At 58.9% G+C, this 20447-nt stretch carries 19 protein-coding genes and 1 pseudogene; 13 read left to right on the forward strand and 7 right to left on the reverse strand.

The window, feature by feature from the left end; genetic code table 11:
* Positions 1 to 13 precede the first annotated feature (13 nt).
* The gene (locus P0D70_RS33290; RefSeq protein WP_408187632.1) at positions 14 to 1594 is read left to right on the forward strand and encodes an isocitrate lyase; all 1581 of its coding nucleotides are present in this window, start codon (positions 14 to 16) and stop codon (positions 1592 to 1594) included.
* A gap of 410 nt (positions 1595 to 2004) precedes the next feature.
* Positions 2005 to 2286 (forward strand): hypothetical protein, encoded by a 282-nt coding sequence (locus P0D70_RS33295; protein ID WP_408187633.1) that lies wholly within the window; start codon positions 2005 to 2007, stop codon positions 2284 to 2286.
* A gap of 639 nt (positions 2287 to 2925) precedes the next feature.
* Here the strand turns inward: P0D70_RS33295 and P0D70_RS33300 are convergent.
* Positions 2926 to 3735: an IclR family transcriptional regulator gene (locus P0D70_RS33300; protein ID WP_266259875.1), complete on the reverse strand. Its 810-nt coding sequence runs from the start codon at positions 3733 to 3735 to the stop codon at positions 2926 to 2928.
* A 190-nt stretch (positions 3736 to 3925) separates the two neighbouring features.
* Here P0D70_RS33300 and P0D70_RS33305 point away from each other — a divergent pair, with 190 nt between their 5' ends.
* From P0D70_RS33305 to P0D70_RS33325, 5 genes are all read left to right on the forward strand, one after another.
* The gene (locus P0D70_RS33305; protein ID WP_266259873.1) at positions 3926 to 4912 is read left to right on the forward strand and encodes a hydroxymethylglutaryl-CoA lyase; all 987 of its coding nucleotides are present in this window, start codon (positions 3926 to 3928) and stop codon (positions 4910 to 4912) included.
* Complete coding sequence (locus tag P0D70_RS33310) at positions 4909 to 6183, forward strand: CaiB/BaiF CoA transferase family protein (RefSeq protein WP_408187634.1); 1275 nt, start codon at positions 4909 to 4911, stop codon at positions 6181 to 6183. The genes P0D70_RS33305 and P0D70_RS33310 overlap by 4 nt, the downstream gene beginning before the upstream one ends.
* Positions 6184 to 6266: 83 nt before the next feature.
* Positions 6267 to 7577: an MFS transporter gene (locus P0D70_RS33315; RefSeq protein ID WP_408187635.1), complete on the forward strand. Its 1311-nt coding sequence runs from the start codon at positions 6267 to 6269 to the stop codon at positions 7575 to 7577.
* On the forward strand, positions 7574 to 8716 hold the full coding sequence (locus tag P0D70_RS33320; RefSeq protein ID WP_408187636.1) for an amidohydrolase family protein: 1143 nt from the start codon (positions 7574 to 7576) through the stop codon (positions 8714 to 8716). Before P0D70_RS33315 ends, P0D70_RS33320 begins: the two co-directional genes overlap by 4 nt.
* A gap of 321 nt (positions 8717 to 9037) precedes the next feature.
* Positions 9038 to 9340, forward strand: coding sequence for a DUF6678 family protein (locus P0D70_RS33325; protein WP_408187637.1), 303 nt, complete (start codon positions 9038 to 9040; stop codon positions 9338 to 9340).
* A 131-nt stretch (positions 9341 to 9471) separates the two neighbouring features.
* Here P0D70_RS33325 and P0D70_RS33330 read toward each other — a convergent pair whose 3' ends face one another.
* Positions 9472 to 9867: a VF_A0006 family four-cysteine protein gene (locus P0D70_RS33330; RefSeq protein ID WP_408187638.1), complete on the reverse strand. Its 396-nt coding sequence runs from the start codon at positions 9865 to 9867 to the stop codon at positions 9472 to 9474.
* A 277-nt stretch (positions 9868 to 10144) separates the two neighbouring features.
* Here P0D70_RS33330 and P0D70_RS33335 point away from each other — a divergent pair, with 277 nt between their 5' ends.
* Positions 10145 to 10660, forward strand: coding sequence for a GNAT family N-acetyltransferase (locus tag P0D70_RS33335; protein ID WP_408187639.1), 516 nt, complete (start codon positions 10145 to 10147; stop codon positions 10658 to 10660).
* 245 nt (positions 10661 to 10905) lie between these two features.
* On the opposite strand, the gene P0D70_RS33340 is transcribed toward P0D70_RS33335, so the two are convergent.
* The gene (locus tag P0D70_RS33340) at positions 10906 to 11304 is read right to left on the reverse strand and encodes a VOC family protein (RefSeq protein WP_408187640.1); all 399 of its coding nucleotides are present in this window, start codon (positions 11302 to 11304) and stop codon (positions 10906 to 10908) included.
* A 239-nt stretch (positions 11305 to 11543) separates the two neighbouring features.
* Between P0D70_RS33340 and yfcF the strand changes: the two genes are divergently transcribed.
* Positions 11544 to 12176, forward strand: a complete 633-nt coding sequence (gene yfcF / locus P0D70_RS33345) for a glutathione transferase (protein WP_408187641.1) — start codon at positions 11544 to 11546, stop codon at positions 12174 to 12176.
* A 215-nt stretch (positions 12177 to 12391) separates the two neighbouring features.
* The gene (locus tag P0D70_RS33350) at positions 12392 to 13006 is read left to right on the forward strand and encodes a GNAT family N-acetyltransferase (RefSeq protein WP_408187645.1); all 615 of its coding nucleotides are present in this window, start codon (positions 12392 to 12394) and stop codon (positions 13004 to 13006) included.
* A gap of 310 nt (positions 13007 to 13316) precedes the next feature.
* Here P0D70_RS33350 and P0D70_RS33355 read toward each other — a convergent pair whose 3' ends face one another.
* Entirely contained in the window at positions 13317 to 13688 is a 372-nt protein-coding gene (locus P0D70_RS33355; RefSeq protein WP_091794068.1) for a YciI family protein, read from the reverse strand.
* Between the two features lie 204 nt (positions 13689 to 13892).
* On the opposite strand from P0D70_RS33355, the pseudogene P0D70_RS33360 reads away from it, so the two are divergent.
* The 3 genes and pseudogenes from P0D70_RS33360 to P0D70_RS33370 all read left to right on the forward strand — a co-directional run.
* Positions 13893 to 14093, forward strand: a pseudogene (locus P0D70_RS33360) (glutathione transferase); the annotation flags it as partial.
* Between the two features lie 159 nt (positions 14094 to 14252).
* Positions 14253 to 14996 (forward strand): SDR family NAD(P)-dependent oxidoreductase, encoded by a 744-nt coding sequence (locus P0D70_RS33365; RefSeq protein ID WP_408187642.1) that lies wholly within the window; start codon positions 14253 to 14255, stop codon positions 14994 to 14996.
* 253 nt (positions 14997 to 15249) lie between these two features.
* Positions 15250 to 15705 carry a TIGR02594 family protein gene (locus tag P0D70_RS33370; RefSeq protein WP_408187643.1) on the forward strand — a complete coding sequence of 152 codons (456 nt, stop codon included), beginning with the start codon at positions 15250 to 15252 and terminating at the stop codon, positions 15703 to 15705.
* A 119-nt stretch (positions 15706 to 15824) separates the two neighbouring features.
* On the opposite strand, the gene P0D70_RS33375 is transcribed toward P0D70_RS33370, so the two are convergent.
* From P0D70_RS33375 to P0D70_RS33385, 3 genes are all read right to left on the reverse strand, one after another.
* Positions 15825 to 16931 (reverse strand): LacI family DNA-binding transcriptional regulator, encoded by a 1107-nt coding sequence (locus tag P0D70_RS33375; protein ID WP_177204980.1) that lies wholly within the window; start codon positions 16929 to 16931, stop codon positions 15825 to 15827.
* Positions 16932 to 17025: 94 nt separating this feature from the next.
* The gene (locus tag P0D70_RS33380; protein ID WP_091794077.1) at positions 17026 to 17985 is read right to left on the reverse strand and encodes a dihydrodipicolinate synthase family protein; all 960 of its coding nucleotides are present in this window, start codon (positions 17983 to 17985) and stop codon (positions 17026 to 17028) included.
* A gap of 46 nt (positions 17986 to 18031) precedes the next feature.
* Complete coding sequence (locus tag P0D70_RS33385; RefSeq protein WP_408187644.1) at positions 18032 to 19351, reverse strand: MFS transporter; 1320 nt, start codon at positions 19349 to 19351, stop codon at positions 18032 to 18034.
* Positions 19352 to 20447 lie beyond the last annotated feature (1096 nt).

The following is a 20447-nucleotide window of genomic DNA, read 5'->3' on the forward strand; positions in this document are numbered from 1 at the left end:
TTAGGAGAGTCACATGGCCCAATATCAAGACGACATTCAGGCAGTTGCTGGTTTGAAAGAGAATCACGGCAGCGCCTGGAATGCCATCAACCCCGAGTACGCGGCGCGCATGCGTGCTCAGAACAAGTTCAAGACGGGCCTGGACATCGCCAGGTACACGGCGAAGATCATGCGCGCCGACATGGCGGCTTACGATGCCGACCCGTCCAAATACACCCAGTCGCTGGGCTGCTGGCACGGGTTCATCGGCCAGCAGAAGATGATCTCCATCAAGAAGCACTTCAACAGCACGGAGCGCCGTTACCTTTACCTGTCCGGCTGGATGGTGGCCGCGCTGCGCTCCGAGTTCGGCCCGCTGCCTGACCAGTCGATGCACGAAAAAACTTCCGTCAGCGCGCTGATCCGCGAGCTGTACACGTTCTTGCGCCAGGCAGACGCCCGTGAACTTGGCGGCCTGTTCCGCCAGCTCGACGCGGCCCAAGGCCCTGCCAAGGCCGCCATCCAGGAAAAAATCGACAACCACGTCACCCACGTCGTGCCTATCATCGCAGACATCGACGCGGGATTCGGTAACGCCGAAGCAACGTATCTGCTGGCCAAGCAGTTCATTGAAGCGGGCGCATGTTGCATCCAGATCGAAAACCAGGTGTCCGACGAGAAGCAGTGCGGCCACCAGGATGGCAAGGTCACGGTGCCGCACGAGGACTTCCTCGCGAAGATCCGCGCCATTCGCTACGCCTTCCTGGAACTGGGCGTAGACGACGGAATCATCGTGGCGCGTACCGACTCGCTGGGCGCCGGCCTGACCAAGCAGATCGCCGTGACCAACACGCCGGGCGATCTGGGCGACCAATACAACTCCTTCCTTGATTGTGAAGAATTGTCGGCCGACGAACTGGGCAATGGCGACGTCATCATCAAGCGTGACGGCAAGCTGCTGCGTCCCAAGCGCCTGCCTAGCAATCTGTTCCAGTTCCGCGCCGGTACCGGCGAAGCGCGCTGCGTACTGGACTGCGTCACCGCGCTGCAAAACGGCGCAGACCTGCTGTGGATCGAAACCGAAAAACCGCACATCGCCCAGATCGGCGGCATGGTCAGCGAGATTCGCAAAGTCATCCCGAACGCCAAGCTGGTGTACAACAACAGCCCGTCGTTCAACTGGACCCTGAATTTCCGCCAGCAGGCGTATGACGCGTTGAAGGCCGCGGGCAAGGATGTGTCGGCATACGACCGCGCGCAGCTGATGAGCGTGGAATACGATCAGACTGAACTGGCAAAGCTCGCCGACGAAAAGATCAGGACTTTCCAGGCGGATGCGTCGCGCGAAGCAGGTATCTTCCACCACCTGATTACGCTGCCGACCTATCACACCGCGGCATTGTCGACCGACAACCTGGCCAAGGAATACTTCGGCGACCAGGGCATGCTGGGTTATGTGGCTGGCGTGCAGCGTAAGGAAATCCGCGAGGGCATCGCCTGCGTCAAGCACCAGAACATGTCCGGCTCGGACATCGGCGACGACCACAAGGAGTATTTCAGCGGCGAAGCGGCGCTGAAAGCGGCGGGGAAAGACAACACGATGAACCAGTTCTGACATCGGCATTGTCGTAAGCAAAACGCCAACCCGTACGGGTTGGCGTTTTTTTTTCATGACGATTCAATCCCGTCGTTTGATGCCTTCCAGGATACCTGACATTCCACATCGGCGCCGACTTTTTTCGACCGAATCGGCCACAACCTGTCATTCAGTGAGCAGGGAAACCCGCCGTTTGACCGGCTGCAGTACTCCGGAAGGTGACTGACGAGCTACATGCACAATTCGGCCTGAGACGCCATTCGCGTGTTGATGCCGGCATGCCCGCTCACTCCAGCACAGCGCTCGTTTGACAGCGGCAATCGCGAATGGATGCTGTGACATCGATGAATGCGTACTGCCGGCCAGTTCCGGTCGTTCGACATCGCCCCTCGGATCGTCGACAATAACGAGAGCATGAGCCAACAACGTTGATCGATTCACATGAAAACACCACCCGTGACGCACACCAACCGCCTATGCTGATTTGGGCGCCAACTCAAAAGTCCCTTGATGGACGAGGCGAAAGCGAAGGCACGACCGTGAAGGTCGAGATTGAAGAACTCGAAGGCGGAGTCTTTCTACTGATGCGGTATGAATCTCTAGAAGCGCCATTTCCGACTTCAGATCATTTGTATCTGTCAATCGACGAGGCTTACGACGAATGTGATCACGTCTATGGCATCGGCCGCGACGATTGGCTTCAACGGTGACTGCATCGGAGCCGTCACGCCCGGCCCCACGACCTTGTACGGCCATGAACAGCCGTTCGACATCCTCGCACGAATCGTCGACAATCGTTCATTCGCATTCGTAACGTCGAGCCGCCTCGGGGACGTGATCGATGCTCGACGATCGAGCCGGCAACGAAGCCGTTTTCGTTCTCTTGACGTTGGGCTTGAAAGGAGCGGCGCTTCACAAGACAGTTGGAGTGGCGATCTAGCACTAGACAAAATGGACAAAAGCAAGTGGAAGGATGAGTTGACGTTGCTTGAGCGGACGGCGTACCGATGGGCGTCCTATTCGGCCATGGCAGTTGCCGTCTACTGCATGCTCATGGTGCGCAAATACCCAACCTCCACAGCTTGGTTTGTAGTCGGATTACTTGCGGTGGTGATAGCGGCGGTTTTTGGTGGCGGCTACAGCAAGAGCGTCAGGGTATTAGACCTCAGGCGATTCGATAGGGGCCCGAGATAAGGGGAAATTTCGCTGCGAATGGCGGCCTTTCGGGTGCACACTACACGGCCAATTGATAGGCTTGGCTCTGTGCGGCCACTTCCAGCCATTCGTCCATATGCTCAACCGGACACACGTAGGGCAGCTCCGCTCCGACATCGGTCATTCGACGAACCTTACGCCGTATTACGTGCGTTTAGATTCTCGCTCGGAAGAAATCCCTCCTCCGTGGTTCTCGCAATACTTGCATCAAATCGATCACCCCTGCCACCCAGCGCCACGGTCGCACGCTTCGCGCATTCGAGCAAAGTCGTCAGAGCGACAGTGATGGTCGATGCCATGTCAAATCTGGCCTTCGGCCCCGACAACGCAAGCGCTCCCACCAGGTCACCCGTCGCGCCGAAGACTGGCACAGAAGCCGATGCTGTTTCCGGATCGCGCTCGCCGTGCGACACAGCCCATAATCGTTCGCGTACCTCTTCCCAGCGTGGATCCTGAGTATCTGTGAACGCCAGCAGCACCTTGCCGGACGCGCCTTTGTTGATTGGAAACTCTTCGCCAATGCGGATTGACACGCGTACGGCGCGAGTTGGTTCGACGCGAAAGAGCACCAGTCGCTGGTCGCCCTGCCTCACATACAGCGAGGCGGTTTCCCCAAGATCGCGACTCAATCGCTGGAGGATCGGCTCAATGACCGGCCCCACCTGGAATGATCGCTGGTAGAGCGCCGCAAGGCGCAGCGGCTGAGGTCCAATTGCGTACTGCCCGTCAGTTAGCTTGCGGATAAATCCGCCATGCTCCAGGGCGCCCAGCAGACGCAATACCGTGCTCTTGTACAGATCGGTACGGCGCGACAGTTCTGCGAGTGACAACTGGTCATCGGTCGGCCCGAAAGCGTTGAGAATCGCGAACGCACGATCGAGCACCGCGACACCGCTAGACCCTCCGTTCGCTGCCGCGGACTCCGAAGGCGTCACTTCCTGCATCTCGGTGGACACGTCCGTCTCCTTTATCAAGTTTCCGTAGCCCGACTGTATCGTTCTATCTCGTAGAACGCAAGTTCTAAAATATTTCGAGAAAACGGGTTTACCCACCTTAAATTTCCAAAGTTTTGCTCCTATAGTTCTATCTCATAGAACGACGTTCTTCCAGGCAGACTACACAAGGGAGCTTACTTTGAATATTTCCCCTGCATCCAAGGTTCTTGTCAGCGAAGTTGGCCCGCGTGATGGCCTTCAGAGCATCACGACCGTCATGCCTACGGCTGCCAAGCTCCGTTGGATTTCTGCGCTGGCCGCCGCGGGGCTGAAGGAAATCGAGGTTGGTTCCTTCGTGCCCGCGAAGCTGCTTCCCCAGATGGCCGACATTCGTGAAGTTGTCGCCCATGCATTGACGATCCCCGGCCTTCATGTGGCGGTGCTTGCGCCGAACCTGCGTGGTTCGCAGGGCGCCTTCGAAGCGGGCGTGCATAAGGTCACATTGCCGGTTTCGGTGACCGAGGAGCACTCGATGGCGAATATCCGCAAGACGACCGCACAGATGATTGACGAAGTACGTGAGGTTGTCGCCTTACGCAACGCGCAGTTTCCGGGCGTGCAAATTGAAGCCGGCGTGTCCGTCGCGTTCGGTTGCACGATCGCGGGTGCGGTCAGCGGCGACCAGACGATGCAGATGTGCCTCGCGATGGCCGAATGCGGCGTTGACGAAGTGGGTCTGTCCGATACCAGCGGCTATGCGAATCCCACCCAGGTCCGGAGCCTGTTCCGCCGCTTGCAGACCGAACTCGGTAGCAAGGCAGGTGGCGCGCACTTCCACAACACGCGCGGCCAGGGACTGGCGAATGTGGTCGCCGCCCTCGAAGCAGGCGTCACGACTGTCGACGCGAGCCAGGCGGGGCTGGGCGGCTGTCCCTACGCGCCAGGCGCGACCGGCAACATCGTCACCGAAGACCTGACGTTTCTACTCGAAGCAATGGGCTATGACACCGGCATCGATATTGATGCCCTGATCGCTGCACGCGCGATTCTTGCCGAAGCGCTACCGGGCGAAGCGTTGTACGGGCATGTGCAGGACGCGGGCCTGCCCAGAGGATTTAGGTATGCAGATGGGCGTACGCCGAGCGCGACGCAACCGGAAGGATGTCTTAAGGGAGTGACGCAATGAGCGAAATTCAGTCGAACCAATCCCTGCCGTACAGCGGCGTGCGTGTGATCGAGATGACGCACATGGTAATGGGGCCTACCTGCGGCATGGTGCTGGCAGACCTCGGCGCTGAGGTTATCAAGGTCGAGCCGATCCTCGGGGACAGCACGCGCGCACTGCGTGGATCGGGTGCAGGTTTTTTCAGCACCTTCAACCGGAACAAGAAAAGCATTGCTGTTGACGTGAAAGACCCTCGCGGGGTCGAAATCGTACACAAGCTGCTCGCTGGCTCAGACATCTTTAGCGAGAACTTCAAGAGCGGCACGATGGACAAGCTTGGCCTGGGATACGCAGCGCTGTCAAAGCTCAATCCCCGCCTTGTCTATGTCTCGCACAAGGGGTTTCTCCCCGGCCCTTATGATCATCGCACCGCCCTGGACGAGGTGGTGCAGATGATGGGTGGCCTCGCCTATATGACCGGACCTGATGGGCGGCCGCTGCGTGCTGGCACCAGCGTCAACGACATCATGGGCGGCATGTTCGGTGCCATCGGCGCGATGGCTGCGCTCGCCCAGCGCGAGCGCACTGGCAAAGGTCAGGAAGTCCAGAGTGCGCTGTTTGAAAACAACGTGTTCCTCGTTGCACAGCACATGATGCAGTACGCCGTGACGGGTCAAGCTGCGGCACCGATGCCCAGCCGCATATCCGCATGGGCCGTGTACGACGTCTTCTCCGTCAAGAACGGCGAACAGATTTTTCTGGCGGTCGTGTCGGACACGCAGTGGGCCCTGTTCTGTGACGCATTCGGTCTCTCCGAGCTGAAGTCGGATGAGCGGATCGCCACCAACAACCAACGGGTTCAAGCTCGCGACTGGCTGCTGCCGCAACTTCGCCAGCACATGGAAACGTTCACCGCGGCGGAAATCAGCACAATCTTCGAACGTATCGGCTTGCCGTATGCGCCTATTACCAGACCGCAAGACCTGTTTGACGATCCGCATCTGCTTGCTACCGGCGGGCTCGCCGATGTTACGTTGCCGCCCGACGCCAGCGGCGCGGGTAAGCCCGTCCCCACGCGAACCGCGCTGCTTCCGCTGACGCTGGATGGTGAGCGGTTGCGCCTCCGTGCAGCCCCGCCCGCACTCGGACAGGACACGCAGGCGCTACTGTCGCAGCTCGGATACACCGACGACGAACTGAGGCAGTTGATCGATGCCGGTGTCGTCAGATGCCAGAACTGGCAGTCGGGCGACCAATCGAGTCCTTCGGCCAATGAGCTTGCCAGCGCCTGACGCGGGAAAGCATCGCAAAAAAAGCTGCACCGCGCCGACCGCAATACGGTCGGGGTTGGTCAGCGAAATGTTTGGAGACGACCATGACATCCATTTCCTCGGGCATGACGGCTGACCGTCCCGCCAAATCCTCCCTCGAACAGCACGCCGTCAGAAAGGCTGCGTGGCGCTTCATTCCGCTTCTCGCGTTCGCGTACTTCTTCAACTATCTGGACCGGACCAGCGTTGGCTTCGCGGCACTAACGATGAACCACGACCTGGGACTGACGGCGACCCAGTTTGGTTGGGGGGCCGGCATCATGTTCGCGGGCTATTGCATATGTGAAGTCCCAAGCAACCTTGCGCTCTACCGCTTCGGCGCGCGACGTTGGCTTGCCCGCATCATGATCACCTGGGGTTTGATGGCTGCGGCCACGGCGCTCGCCGTCGGGCCGACCAGCTTCTACGTGATCCGGCTTCTGCTCGGTATCGGCGAAGCCGGTTTCTTTCCCGGTGTGATCTTCTTCCTTGCCGTCTGGTTCCCGCCGAGCTATCGCACACGCGTGCTTGCGTGGTTCACCGTTTCCACGCCGCTGTCGTCCCTCGTGGGCGGTCCGCTCTCGACGTGGCTGCTTCAGATGGACGGTGTACTTGGACTTGCCGGCTGGAAATGGATGTTCATTGTCGAGGGATTGCCGGCATGCGTGCTGGGGTACCTTTTGCTTAAACTACTTGCGGACAAGCCGGCCGATGCCACATGGCTCTCGCCGGACGAGCGTCAAGCCCTGCAGGGCGCATTTGATCGCGAGTCCACGGATAGCCACAAGAAGAAGGATTTTAGCGCCGCGCTCAAGGACGTGCGGGTCTACCTCCTCGCGGCGATCTCGTTTGGCTTCACGATGGGTTCTTACGGGATCGGTATCTGGTTGCCCCAGATGCTCAAAGCCCATGGCATGAGCGTGACGCAAACCGGCTGGGTTTCCGCGGTGCCGTACTTCTTTGCCACGATCGCATTGCTGTGGTGGGCGAAGCGGGTCGATCGTCGCGGCGGACACATTGCCAACCTAGCCGCAGGCCTTCTGATTGGCGCTGTCGCACTCGGCGTGTCGACATACTTCCACCAACTGTTGCCTGCGATGGTCGGCATTACGCTGGCACTGATCGGCACGATTGCGGGGCGCACGATTTTCTACACGCTGCCCGCCCGGTTCCTGTCCGGCCAGGCAGCCGCTGGTGGACTCGCGCTGATCAATTCGATCGGTGCACTTGGCGGCTTCGCTGGTCCGTATCTCGTTGGCTATCTGAAGGACAGCTTTGGAACCTTCACTGCCGGGATGCTCGGTCTGGCGGTCGTGCTCGGTATCACGACGTTGCTGACGCTCTCGCTTTATGCCTTTAATCGGGGTGAACAATGACGGGCACGCTTCATTCGCCGATGCGCCGCCGAGTTCTCCGGTTCGCTGCGGCGTCGATCGCCGGTCCCACCGTAGCCGCCGTAGCCGCCACGCAAGCACTCGCCAAGGAAGAGGGACGCCCCATGAATCCGACCAGTAACTACCTGCCCGTCCGATCCGAATGGCTCGCCTCCGGGACCGAAGCAGCGCTTGAACCGGGGATGCCAATCATCGACGCGCATCATCACTTTTATGATCGTCCGGGCTGGACCTATCTGCTCGACGAATACCTTCACGACGCACAGTCCGGGCACAACATCACGGCGTCGGTGTTCATGCAGGGGCTCACCCATTACCGGCAGTCCGGGCCGGAGGAAATGCGGCCGGTAGGCGAGACCGAGTATGTGACTGGCGCGACAGCACCTACGCAGACCAACAGGCCACAGGTTGCGAAAGGGATCGTCGGGTATGCGGACCTTCGTCGTGGTGCGGCGGTGCGCGATGTCCTCGAAGCGCACGTCCAGGCCGGAAAGGGCCGGTTTCGCGGCGTGCGGCATCTTGTGACCTGGGATGCCGACCCGACACTGGTGAATCCAGTCTCGGCGGCACCGCGCGGATTGCTGCTCGATCGCGACTACCGCGCGGGTGTGGCGCAGTTGGGGCGACTGGGTCTTTCTTACGATGCGTGGCTCTTCTTCCCGCAACTCCCGGAGCTGTTCGATCTGGCGAAGGCCTATCCGGACACGCCCATCATCATCAATCACTGCGGCGGCGTCGTGCGTATTGCGAGCTATGAGGACAAGCGCAAGGAAGTATTCGACACGTGGTCGCGTTCCATGCGCGAACTGGCGCAGTTGCCAAACGTATATGTGAAAGTCGGTGGGCTGGGGATGCGAATCAACGGCTTCGGCTTCGAGAAGGGTGAGCGGCCCCCGTCGTCCGAACAACTCGCCGAAGCGTGGAAACCGTGGATGCACACTTGTATCGAGACGTTCGGCGCTGGGCGCTGCATGTTCGAGAGCAATTTCCCGGTGGACAAGGGCTCGTACCCGTACAGCAACGGCTGGAATGCGTTCAAGCGCCTGACCGCACAGGCGAGCCCTGGCGAGCGTCAGGCTTTGTTCAGTGGCACGGTAAGTAAGGTGTATCGCCTCGGCTGATCGTTCCATTGACTGGCTGCGGAGATGCTGTTGGTTTGTCCCACGCGTTTGACGCCAGAATGTCTGTTCTGCAGCCGGAACTTGTCACCGGCAGCTTTCCATCCTGAAGGTCCGCAACGGGTCGCCTGGCGTCGATCGAGATCAACGGAGGGCGAGCCCCCGACGCGTTTTGCATGAGTCAGTGCGCGGCCACAAACGGTCATCCGACGCTGACGTGAGAATCGTCAACAATCTGAGCGTGGGGCCGACGGCGCGCTCTGGGGACCGCGCGATTATCTACAATGTCTTTTCGATATTTGAGTTCACCCTATGATCCGTGTTATGAACAATACGAAATGGGCCGAACTGCGAATCGGAATGCATGAACTTGGGGAGTTGTCACCTCGATTCCGGGTTCAGAATCTTCGGAATGGTAGTACCAGCGCGTGGGATCGCGATTGGTTTTATCATTTCTTCGGCCATCATGAAGAGGATGAATGGGTTGAGGTCGAAGTAACGTCGTCGGCTCAACACGACGCTGTGTTGCGGCTACTCCGGTCTGTGAACGTCCCCGGCGTAAAGACAAAGCACGGGTTCAAAATTTATGGTTACGTTGCTACAGGCACGCAGGTCGACTACCTGTAGCCGCCCCGGCCTAAGGACGAATTGCGGCCATGAAGGGACACTCGACGAGACCGCGTCCATTGTCGACAATCTTCGGAGCTGCGCTTAGCCGCGGGAATTGGCGATCCGGCTTCCACCGTCGGCCAACCTTCTTAAAGCCCCCCTCGCCGCGTGCATACCGCATTGATCCTCATAATCGCGAACTGCTCTCTCGCTCCAGGCATATTTTGAAGGATGCATTCGTGATATGCCCGCTCACGCGGGAGCAGCATCTCGCTATTTCTATACAGCGCGTAGCATGACCGTTGAATGTAGTTCGAGGCAACTTGACTACGGGCGTCGCGCAACCCGACAAGCAAACACTCGTCGTATGAGGAGCCGCTATCGGCCAATGTAGGTTGCATTGTTACCAAACCCGAAAGGCATATTGCCGCTCGGGCGGCATACATCCGTAAAACGCTTATGGGCATTGCTAAGCTCTCAATCTGTAATTTGCTTGGGATGGTTTCACCCAGGATTTGACAAAAGTTTATCAAAGCAAGGCCCATCCCACCCCCGGCATACTGAAACAACTTTCCGGCTGCATGCAATCACCAGCGCACGGATCGCACATTAGCTAGGCTTCCGGGATCGGCCACGAAGGGACATTGGACGTCGCAAGCTCGATTGGCGACAATCCGTTATGCCTAAGAACATCGAGAGATATCCGTTTTTTGGTTGACTCGAGTATTCAAATTTTCCTTCTGCTACTATCGTCGCCCGACGTTGTCTGACGCTAGGCACGGCGCTTAACAACGTATGACTCACGTGCCGGAGGTCTTTGCAATGGAGAACATCCGTACGCCGAGAATAATTCTGCGTCGGCCAATCGGCCGTGATATAGACGCGCTGTACCGCATCTATGGCGATCCGCGCACAAACGCGTTCAATCCAGCTGGACCGATACCTTCGCGCGCTGACGCCGAGGCAACAATGGCTCGTTGGCTAAATCATTGGCTCGATAGCGGCTTCGGTATGTGGGCGATTAGCATATTGAACTGCCCGAACGAGGTTGTCGGCTTCGGCGGACTTACATATAGATCGTTCGGTCAGGAAAAAAAAGTGAATCTGGGCTATCGACTTGCGGTCGAAGCGTGGGGTCAGGGGCTTGCGACTGAGCTGGCAACTACGGCAATAAACTTCGGGTTTCAAGCTTTGGGTCTGCAGGAGATCTTCGCCCTGGTCCGAAGCAACCATGTCGCTTCTCGGAACGTTTTGGAGAAGGCTGGGTTAACGCAATTCGGAAGTCTTGACGATGTGCCGGGAGATGCACCGAGCATCGTTTATCGAATCTCGCACTGATGATCGTGAACGAAATGAGTGGGTGCCTGTATCGGACGGAAGCCGTTTTAGAGTGAGATTGCGCCCGCATCATTGCCGACCGACACGATTGCTCGAGGAAAGTCGAATTACCGGTCATGGTTGGGTTAAGCCTTTCAAATAACAGCTGCGATCCGCGATTGAGTGGGCTATGTCAAACCGGCCTCGGCCAGGAAGAGACGGTCGCCATACCGCCATAAGGGCCGTATTGAAGAAGCGCGCGGGACTTACTGTGGTGCGGGATCGTGACAGCAGACGCAAATCTTATTTCCCTCTGGATCCCGGAAGTACGCGCCGTAATAGTCGGGGTGGTAGTGAGCTCTCAATCCGGGTCGGCCTTCGCAAGAACCCTCGTTCGCGAGCGCGCTAGCGTATGTGTTGTCGACTGATCGGCGATCAGGTGCGAGCAACGCTACCATTTGACCATTTCCGCGTCCTGCAGCGTTGCCGTCGTATGGCCTGCCAATAAGGAAAAGCGGACGAGGCATTCCTTCAGCCATCCAGCCGGCCCATGCTTTATCAGCCTCACAAAACTTCAGTTTATGCCCTAGCTCATTCATGATGGTCGAGTAGAATTTAAAGGCACGGTCAAAGTCGCTAACGCCGACAAAAACATGCGAAATCATTGTGCTCTTCCCTTGGGCAAACGGTGACGTTTATCCACGTTACCATGACGGAAGTAGATTGAAAATTCGTTGCAGTCTCAGTGCTGAATGGCTGCTATCGGAAACCGCGAATGTCCCTTCAGGGGCGCGTGCCGCCGATCGCTGTCAGGCAGGGCGCGGCCACAGCCGAACGGTCGACAAGGTGCTGGAGATCGTCAACAATCACCAAGGTTGGCCAACATAACCCCAGGGAGAGCACTTTGCCTGAAGGAAATCTTCGGCTCTACGCCGATGCTCAGTATGCGAGCCCGTACGCCATGTCCGTTTTTGTGGCTCTTCACGAAAAGAGGTTGCCGTTCGACCTTGCGACTGTGGATCTCGGAAGAGGAGCGAATCATGACGCGAGCTATGCCGCAAAGTCGTTGACGCAGCGCGTGCCGACGCTGGTGCACGAAGACTTCACCTTGTCCGAGTCGTCGGCAATTACCGAATACCTTGACGAAGCATTTCCCGAAACATTTGTATACCCGCAAGACAAATATCTGCGCGCGAGAGCGCGCCAGGTACAAGCCTGGCTTCGCAGCGATCTGATGCCCATCAGGCGGGAACGTTCCACGGAGGTAGTCTTCTACGGGGTGCTAGGCGCACCGCTTACGCCCTCGGCTCAGGTAGCGGTCCAGAAATTGTTCTCTGCAGCCGAAACCTTGCTCTCCGGAAACGCGACCAATCTCTTTGGAAAGTGGTGCATTGCCGACACCGATCTGTCGTTGATGCTAAATCGCCTCATCCTGAATGGCGATCAGGTACCGGCAAAACTAGTGGACTACGCAGCGTATCAATGGGAGAGACCTTCCGTGCGACGATGGATAGAGTTAGACCGTCCTCCCCTTTGAACATGCTAAATGCTCTTCCAGGATCACTCAGCACGTGATTTTTACGTCGATCCCACCGCGTCAGGCAAAGGTCGGCCACCAACGGCTGCTCGACGGCACGCTTCCGATCGCCGACAATCTTGTTTCTCGCCGCTGCTCCATCACAAACTTGCATTTTGACATCGTCGAGCAGGCAGCAGATTGCAGCGGATAGTCAATTCACTTCACTCATGGTTATGAACGACGCACCTCGGCTGACTTTCGTTGGTAAGACCATTGATCTTCGCGTCCTTCAACTCCAAGACGCGCCTCGGCTTATCGACGCTGCGGCAGACGGCGAGTTATGGAATTTGAAAGTGACTGTGGTGCCGGGACCGTCGACTATCGATTCATACATCGCTACAGCGTTGCGGGGGCTTAACGAAGGGCACGTCATCCCGTTCGTTATTATCGCTCGTGACAGCGGCCGCATCGTTGGCAGCACGCGCTTTTGGAAGATCGACAGGGGCAATAGGAAGCTCGAAATCGGCCATACTTGGCTGAGCAAGTCTGTCCAACGAACGGCGGCAAACACTGAGGCAAAATACCTCTTATTGAAATATGCGTTTGAGGTAATGCAATGCGTGCGTGTGCAGTTCACAACCGATGAGCTCAACGAGAAGTCGAGAGCGGCGATATTGCGCATCGGCGCAAAGCAAGAAGGTATCGTTCGCTATGAGCGGATCATGCCTGACGGTCGCAAGCGGAATTCGGTGCGGTTTAGCATGATTGATACCGAATGGCCTGACGTGAAAGCAACGCTGGAAGCTAAGCTAACGCGCTCAACAGAAGCGCCGAATACGGTTATCTAATTCTCCGAGCGGGCGCGCGCCGTGGTGTGAACCGCCGCGATCGCGATCGATTAGTTAGACGACCAGCGTGACCACCGACCGCACATGCGTTGTGTCATTGTTGCTTTGGGAATCCGGCTAGCGTTTCGCTAGCGAACCCGGGACGTCGTGTTTGAACGGCTGCTTTGGAGATCGGGCACTGTCCCTTGTGGGTCGATCACAGGCGTCGCCGCTCGGCCCAGAGTAGCACCGCCACGAACACGCACGAAGCCGTCAACGTGTTTGTGGAGAAAGGAGCGCCGACGCGTGTTTGAGACACGCCTCCAAGCCCTCATGGGGTCAAATATGAATCCAAGGGGATAAGCTCGACGGCCCATCCGCCTTCTTCGCCCAGCTTGGCCGCCGGGTGCATGGAGGCGATGCGCAACGCCTCGTCATGGGTATCTGCCTCGATGACGAAAAGGCCGCCCACGACTTCCTTCGACTCGGTGTACGGCCCATCGATGACGTGCGTCTTCCCACTGCGCGGGCGGAGCGTCCTCCAGGTGTCCAGATCGCCAAGCGAAGCGGAAATCAGTACCTTGCCGGTAGCTCTCATCTTGTCGTCCAATGCGGGGCATTGGCTGACTAATTTCTTGACGTCGTCTGGCGCCATCGCGGCGAATTTTTCGGGGGTAAAGTAGGCCAAGCCGAGGTATTTCATGGGAGATCCTTTGGGTGGGAATATCCTGACGACGAATCTGATGATCGAAAATCGACATCTTTTCTTGGCGAGTCTGTAGCGAGTCTCGCCAGCCTGTCCGCTTTGAGTCCGGAATATGCCGGATGCATGAGGCAGTGGCCGGCCAATCACGGTCGCTCGACACCAGGCCCAGGATAGCTAACAATCGACCAACTCCTCGTCCGGCAGCTCGCAGTGCAGAAGCTACACCTTGCGGCGGATCGGCTTCTCTCAACGGATGCATTGAACCTATTCGGCGATTGGTGCATCGCTGACACCGATTTGGCTTTAATACTAAATCGCCTCGTCATGAATGGCGATGACGTCCCCACAAAGTTGGCATCGTACGCAGCGCATCAATGGGAACGAGCGTCAGTGCAGCAGTAGGGCATGCTGGACCGGCCTCAGCCGTGTCCATCAACGCAAGCAGCAGGACTTCCGTGTGGGACGACAGTCAGTCAAGGTTGAACGTTCGACAAAGTCGCCTGGATCGTCAACAATCGACGAACGAACACCTGATAAAGACCGTCATCCATGACACCACCCATGAAAATTGCGTCCCCTGTTGCGCTTATTACCGGTTCGACTTCTGGCATTGGCGCTGCCATCGCTCGGCGGCTCTCAAGCGAAGGATTTTCAATCGTTTTGCATTCGCGCAGTTCGGCGGAAACAGGGCAAGCATTGGCCCGTGAGCTTGGCTCGGCGATCTACGTCCAGGCCGACTTGGCCGATGATATGGACAGGGTGCGCCTGGTACGTGAGTCCGTCGCCGCATGGGGGCGACTCGACGTTCTGATCAACAATGCGGGGATCAGCCGTGTTATCCCGCATGGTGATCTGGCTGCGGCTACGCCGACTGTCTGGCAGGAACTCCACGAGGTCAACGTAATCGCCCCGTTTCGTTTGATAGCTGAAGCGGAACCAGCATTACGTGATGCAGCTCGACGGGGTCGCCCTGGTAGCGTGATCAACATCAGTTCACATGCGGGTGTTCGACCTAAGGGCGCGTCAATACCATACTCGGTCACGAAGGCTGCGCTGAACCACATGACCCGCTTGCTGGCGCTATCACTCGCGCCTGACATCCGGGTGAATGCTGTTGCGCCAGGGCTAGTCGACACTCCATTGACCGCGGATTGGACGCAAGCACAGGAACTGTGGAAAACACGAGCCCCAATGCGGCGGTCGGCTAGCCCCGAAGACATTGCTCAGGCTGTCGCGATGCTGGTCGCATCGGACTATCTGACCGGAGAAATTCTGCTATCGGATGGTGGGTTGAATCTCACGTAGTAAACCGATGTCTTAGCTCCGAACTTCAGAACTCGTCCAATACCAGCCGCTCGACATTAGCAGACACATCGCTGACAATTTCAAGTCTTGCCATTGGGCCGTTCTTCACTCGAATCCGGTTCCTCTCGTGATCTCACTTTCCGATCCTGTCGTGGCAATGGTCCTACGGCGACCGATAGTGGGCGGTAATTTCCGGCGAGCCACGGGCCATCTACGGCCCAGTCGAAGAAGGGCGTCTGTAAGGAGCACGCGGATGATTCAAGGGCATCGCGACCAGCAAGCAGCGAACGGATTCACGCCTGTCTGGATGGATATCGCGTTCAAGGAACGAGGTGTCAAGCGTTACGGCGCGGGCGAATGCAACCCGAGGATCGCCGAGTATAACGAAAGCACTCAATTGGCAGGCTACGACGACAAGATCGCATGGTGTTCGTCATTCCTCAACTGGTGCATGAAGCAATCGGGCATTGCAGGAACGCGGTCGGCCTTGGCTCGCTCCTGGCTAACTTGGGGAAATGAGCTCGGCGCTCCAATCTACGGCTGCGTTGCAGTGTTGACTGCCGACGATGCCGTCGAATGGAAGGGTCATGTGGGATTCTTTCTGCGATCTGACGCCCAGCACGTTTACTTGTTCGGAGGCAATCAGCTTGAAGAGGTACGCGAATTAGCTTATTCGCTCGACCGTGTGTTGGCATATCGCTGGCCGTGAGTGGAGGCCGCGTTTTCCGCGGCACTTGAACGGGATCGGCAACGCCGCTATCTGAGAAGGACATTCAACCGGCGGTTCCTACCAGGAAGTGGCCCTCAGGTGCACACGAGCTATCAAGATCACCGCGAAACCTGGCTCGGGCATGGCCCCGTCGACTGGCGAATCTGTAATTGCGCATGCACCTCGTGTCCACGTTGAACTCGCTTGCCGTCGAGTGCGTCGAGCAGGTGTTGCGCCGCAAGCCTTCCGATCTCGGCGGTGTCGACCCGCATGGTCGTGAGCGCGGGACGCATCTCTTTGGCGATCGCGAGATCGTCGAAGCCCGTCACGGACAATTCGCCTGGAACGGCAATCCCCAGATCCTCCGCCTCGCGCAGCACGCCCAAAGCAATGTGGTCGTTGCCGCAGATGATCGCGCTCGGGTGCTCGCCTGCCGATTGCCAGATTGAGCGCAAGCTGCGCCGCCCGAATTCGATCGTCGATTCGCCTTCGAACAGGTGCTCCGGCCTGACGGCGAGGCCGTGGCGTTCGAGCGCCGAGCGAATGCCCGCGAGGCGCGCCTGCACCCGGTCGTTGTCGCGAGTCGGCTGAATGCAGACCGCGAACGAGCGGTGGCCAAGGCCAATCAGATGTTCCGTTATTTCAACGTAGGCCGCGTGATTGTCGAAGCCGATACAGTCGTGCGGGCTGCCCTCGCGATACGCATACGTGACCGCATAAGGCACCCGATAGAGCCGCAATGCATCGAACAGTTCGGCCGGATGCGCCTCGCCGACGATCGCCATCGCCTCGACGCCGCGTGCCAGCATCGCGCGCACCTGCACGATCGCCTGCGCGGGGTCGTAGTTCGAGCAGCCGAGCACGAGCGTGATGCCGCGCGCCGCGAACGCCGCCTGCATGGCGCTCACCTGCGAGGCGAACACCTGATCGTCGAGCGTCGGAATAATGATGCCGGCGATATGGCTGCGCGTAGACGCGAGCGCGCGTCCTGCCGCATTCGGAAACCAGTTGAGCGTGAGCGCGGCGTGCTCGACGCGCTCGCGCACGCTGGCCGAGACTTTGTCCGGCTCGTTGTACACCCGCGACACCGTCGCCGTGGATACCCCCGCGAGCTTCGCGACATCCGAGAGCACGGTGCGTCCTGTGTTGCGGCGAGCGCGGCTCGTCGGCGTTCGGGCCGGGGCCGTGTCGGAAGCGGGCGCGGGAGAATCAAAGGAGCGGGGCATCGGATCAGGAAGTGACGGTTGTACGAAGGCGGATGCAGCAAGCGCCGTCATCATACCGTCGCGGCGTTCCGCCGGGTGCGCGCGCGTTTTGGGCTCATGCGGGCGCCGAGAGAGCGGCAATACGCGAACGGAAATGTCCGGTGCCGGCGACGATCTTGTCGAGCACCGCATCGAGCGCCCAGAAGCGCTCGCGAACGTCGTAGTCGATCACGCGGCAGCGAATCGACTCGAACGTGCCGATGCGCTGATGGTAAATCTTCGCGAGCGCCGGATAGCCCAGCGCTTCAGAAACCGCGGAGACCACGAGAAACGTCGACAGTTCCTCCGCGAGTGCTGGGTCCTGAGCTGCATCGTTGCGCAGCCACTTGTAGAGGTCCGGGTGAAAGTTCGTGAACACGCCGTTGAAACCTGCCGAGCCGGCCTTCATCGCGTCCCACGCGATCGCTGCGTTGGCGTTCAGGATCTTCAGCGGCGAACCCTGCGCCATCGCGACGCGCCGTTTGACGGTCTGGAGATCGCAACTCACGTCCTTTAGCATGATGAAGCGGCCGGTGTCGATGCACATCTTCAGTTCATCATCGGAGAGCAGCCGCCGATACGGCGCCGGGCATTCGTAAAGGCCGAGCGGAATGTCCGACGGAAGGCGCTCGAGAAGGCGCTTGAGATTGGCCGTGAAGACCTCCGTTCCCTCGTGCTTCGGATCGAGCCGGTTCGTCACGAGCACGATGCCTTGTGCGCCCGTCGATGCGGCGACGCCGAGTTCTTCCGCCTGCGCCTCGGGATCGTCGCTGATGTGGCCGGAGACCACGACGGGAATGCGGCCCGCCACTTTTTCCACGACGAACCGGCCGAGTTCGCCACGCTCGGCGAGGCTCAGGAACTGCATCTCGCTCGACTGCGCAACGGCGAAGAGCGCGTCCGAGCCGTGCGCGATGTACCACTCGATCAGACGTTCGAGGCCGGCATAGTCGATCGCGCCGGAAGCGTCGAACGGTGTCAGCATCACGGGAACGATGCCTTCGATCGAAGGGGGGGAGTGCGTGGCACTTGTCATGGTTATCTCTCTGAATGGGTTGAATGGAGCTCGGCGCGCGCTCTCGTCACGCCTGCGCGCTAAAAGCTTCGACGTGTGCGGGCTTGTCCTCGATCGGCTTGCGTACGAGCAGCAAGTAGCTCATTGCACCGATGAACGCGATGCCTGCCGCCGTCAGCAGCGCGGGCACAAAAGACCAGGTCTGCGCGATGTAGCCGGTCAGAATGGGGGCGAGGGCGCCGCCCAGGAAGCCGCCAAAATTCTGGATCGCGCCGAGCGAGCCGACGCGGTTTGGCGGCGCGGCGGCGGTCGCGAGCGCCCAGGAACTGGCTGAAGCGGCGTTGGCCAGGAAGATCACCACCGAGATGCACGCGATCGCGAGCATATTGCTCTCGACGAGCGCCGCCGGAATCGTGAACGCGACCATGCCGAGCATCGCGATCACCACGGCGTTGCGGCGGCTCCCGACCGGATTTGTGCTGCGGCTCGTCATGAGATCCGAGAACCAGCCGGCCGTGAGCGAGCCAAGAAAACCGCAGAAGAAGGGAATCGATGCTGCGACGCCCGTATGCATGAGGCTCATGTGGCGTTCCATCGTCAGGTAGCCTGGCAGCCACGTCAGATACACCCAGTTGAGGTAGACGGAGCCGAAAAAGCCGATCAGCATGCCCCAGGTCGTGCCGTGCGAAAAAAGCGAACGCCATTCGGCGAAGGTGAGCGACTGCGCGGGCCTGCGATCCGCCTCGTCACCGTCGAGATAACGGCGCTCTTCTTGGGTCATCGTGGCCTTCGCCGGATCGCGATACACCGCAAGCCATACGACCGCCACGATCAGGCCGACGATGCCCGTCACGATGAACGCCCAGCGCCAATGGAAATTCACAACGAGAATCGACAGGCAGAGCGGCGCGAGCGCCGTGCCGAGCGGGGACGCCGAGTTGAAGATGCCGGTCGGCTTGCCGCGAGCGCGCAGCGGAAACCAGTTGCTGACGACGCGCGCCGCTGACGGAAACTGCGGCGCCTCGCCGATGCCGAGCACGATCCGCGCAAGGATGAACCAGCCGAAGGTCGAGACGAAGCCCCCAGCGGCCTGCGCGAGCGACCAGACGATCAGACCGAGGCCGAGCAGCTTGCGCGGCCCGACGCGGTCGACGAGACCGCCCACCGGCAATTGAAATAGCGCGTAGCTCCAGGAAAACGCGGAGAGCAGCAGCCCCATCTGACCCAGCGACAAGCCGAGATCATGGCGGATCAGCGGATTGGCCACGGCAAGCGTGCCACGGTCCAGATAGTTGACGATGCCGCTGACCATCAACAGCGTCAGCGCTACGGTCTGGGCGCGGCGAATTCTTGGTGGTGCCGGCTCAGGGCGAGGGGTTGTGCTCATGATCTTTTGTCTCCGGTTCATGTATTCGGTTGAGTTGAGGCGGGCCGCGCCGATGCGTTGTCAGGCGGCTTGGTGTTGCGCGTTCACTCCGGCTCGCATGGGATCGAAGTTTGCGCTCCGCGGCGTATTACGCTATGCGCTCAATCCGTCCTCAAAAAATGGTAGCGCTTACATTTTGTGACGTCGCGCAGATACGGAACTAATCTAAACGGTATTATTTCGCCGAAATCGAAGTGTTAGCGCTTACATTTTGGGTCTAACCGGGAGAGATTGCAAGCGCCGGAAGGGCTTCAGCGGGTTAACGCGGATCATCCAAGCGGCCTTATTCGACATCCTCGATTCTTATATAAGATATAAGAGTTGGCGTTACTGGCTTGTCGAACTTCGTGAAGATGAACCCGCGGGATTTTTCTGGACGCATCATCTCCGTCAGCACGAATGGAACGTCAATTCTCTGCGTAGCACGGGGATGTGGGAGCATGCGGGCAACACACGCCTCAACGAGGAGGGACGAGGGCGCGCGCGTCGCGCGCGGGTATTGTGACGTGTGCTGCGCACAGACCTCGTTTAGCGAAAACTCGGGTTGCCTAGACTGCACTGCGCCCCCAGATCGGGATGCACCGGGTAACTGATCCGGACGCTAGAACGATATGACACGCTGCTCGCGCCGCTTGTCTATGGCGAAGGCAGGGCGAGTGAATCCGGCGAGTTGCCGCTATCCCTGGTTGCATTCGGCGTGGCCCGACTTGCCGTACGCAAAAACGCACGTTACTCGCGCCAGTTGCTCTTTGAGACGGGCACGCTGGGATACCGGGCGAACTGTACGATCCTTCGAGTCCTTATCGCTGTTTTGGGGCGGATCGAGATTGCAACTCGTAGCGGGTCGTTCACCTCTTGCCCCCGAGTGAAGATCAGACTGTTTTGCGCATGCTACGGCGAGCACGTCCCGTGGTGTGTTTCTCCGGAAACAGACTGAATGAGACAGTCCCGGATTGACTACCGGAGAGAACGTCGCGGGTGTTCAACGGGAGGGCGACCAGCAAACCAACGGTTCAGACACTCTCATCGTCCGCTCAAGTACATAATTTGACATAAG

Source organism: Paraburkholderia sp. RL17-381-BIF-C (genome assembly GCF_046026435.1).
Classification (GTDB): domain Bacteria; phylum Pseudomonadota; class Gammaproteobacteria; order Burkholderiales; family Burkholderiaceae; genus Paraburkholderia.

Excerpts from the sequence above, each read along its gene's own strand:
- P0D70_RS33290 (WP_408187632.1), top strand. The coding sequence starts at position 14 with ATGGCCCAATATCAAGACGACATTCAGGCAGTTGCTGGTTTGAAAGAG.
- P0D70_RS33300 (WP_266259875.1), bottom strand. The coding sequence starts at position 3,735 with ATGCAGGAAGTGACGCCTTCGGAGTCCGCGGCAGCGAACGGAGGGTCT.
- P0D70_RS33310 (WP_408187634.1), top strand. The coding sequence starts at position 4,909 with ATGAGCGAAATTCAGTCGAACCAATCCCTGCCGTACAGCGGCGTGCGT.
- P0D70_RS33315 (WP_408187635.1), top strand. The coding sequence starts at position 6,267 with ATGACATCCATTTCCTCGGGCATGACGGCTGACCGTCCCGCCAAATCC.
- P0D70_RS33320 (WP_408187636.1), top strand. The coding sequence starts at position 7,574 with ATGACGGGCACGCTTCATTCGCCGATGCGCCGCCGAGTTCTCCGGTTC.
- P0D70_RS33325 (WP_408187637.1), top strand. The coding sequence starts at position 9,038 with ATGAACAATACGAAATGGGCCGAACTGCGAATCGGAATGCATGAACTT.
- P0D70_RS33330 (WP_408187638.1), bottom strand. The coding sequence starts at position 9,867 with ATGGGCCTTGCTTTGATAAACTTTTGTCAAATCCTGGGTGAAACCATC.
- P0D70_RS33335 (WP_408187639.1), top strand. The coding sequence starts at position 10,145 with ATGGAGAACATCCGTACGCCGAGAATAATTCTGCGTCGGCCAATCGGC.
- P0D70_RS33340 (WP_408187640.1), bottom strand. The coding sequence starts at position 11,304 with ATGATTTCGCATGTTTTTGTCGGCGTTAGCGACTTTGACCGTGCCTTT.
- P0D70_RS33350 (WP_408187645.1), top strand. The coding sequence starts at position 12,392 with ATGAACGACGCACCTCGGCTGACTTTCGTTGGTAAGACCATTGATCTT.
- P0D70_RS33355 (WP_091794068.1), bottom strand. The coding sequence starts at position 13,688 with ATGAAATACCTCGGCTTGGCCTACTTTACCCCCGAAAAATTCGCCGCG.
- P0D70_RS33365 (WP_408187642.1), top strand. The coding sequence starts at position 14,253 with ATGAAAATTGCGTCCCCTGTTGCGCTTATTACCGGTTCGACTTCTGGC.
- P0D70_RS33370 (WP_408187643.1), top strand. The coding sequence starts at position 15,250 with ATGATTCAAGGGCATCGCGACCAGCAAGCAGCGAACGGATTCACGCCT.
- P0D70_RS33375 (WP_177204980.1), bottom strand. The coding sequence starts at position 16,931 with ATGCCCCGCTCCTTTGATTCTCCCGCGCCCGCTTCCGACACGGCCCCG.
- P0D70_RS33380 (WP_091794077.1), bottom strand. The coding sequence starts at position 17,985 with ATGACAAGTGCCACGCACTCCCCCCCTTCGATCGAAGGCATCGTTCCC.
- P0D70_RS33385 (WP_408187644.1), bottom strand. The coding sequence starts at position 19,351 with ATGAGCACAACCCCTCGCCCTGAGCCGGCACCACCAAGAATTCGCCGC.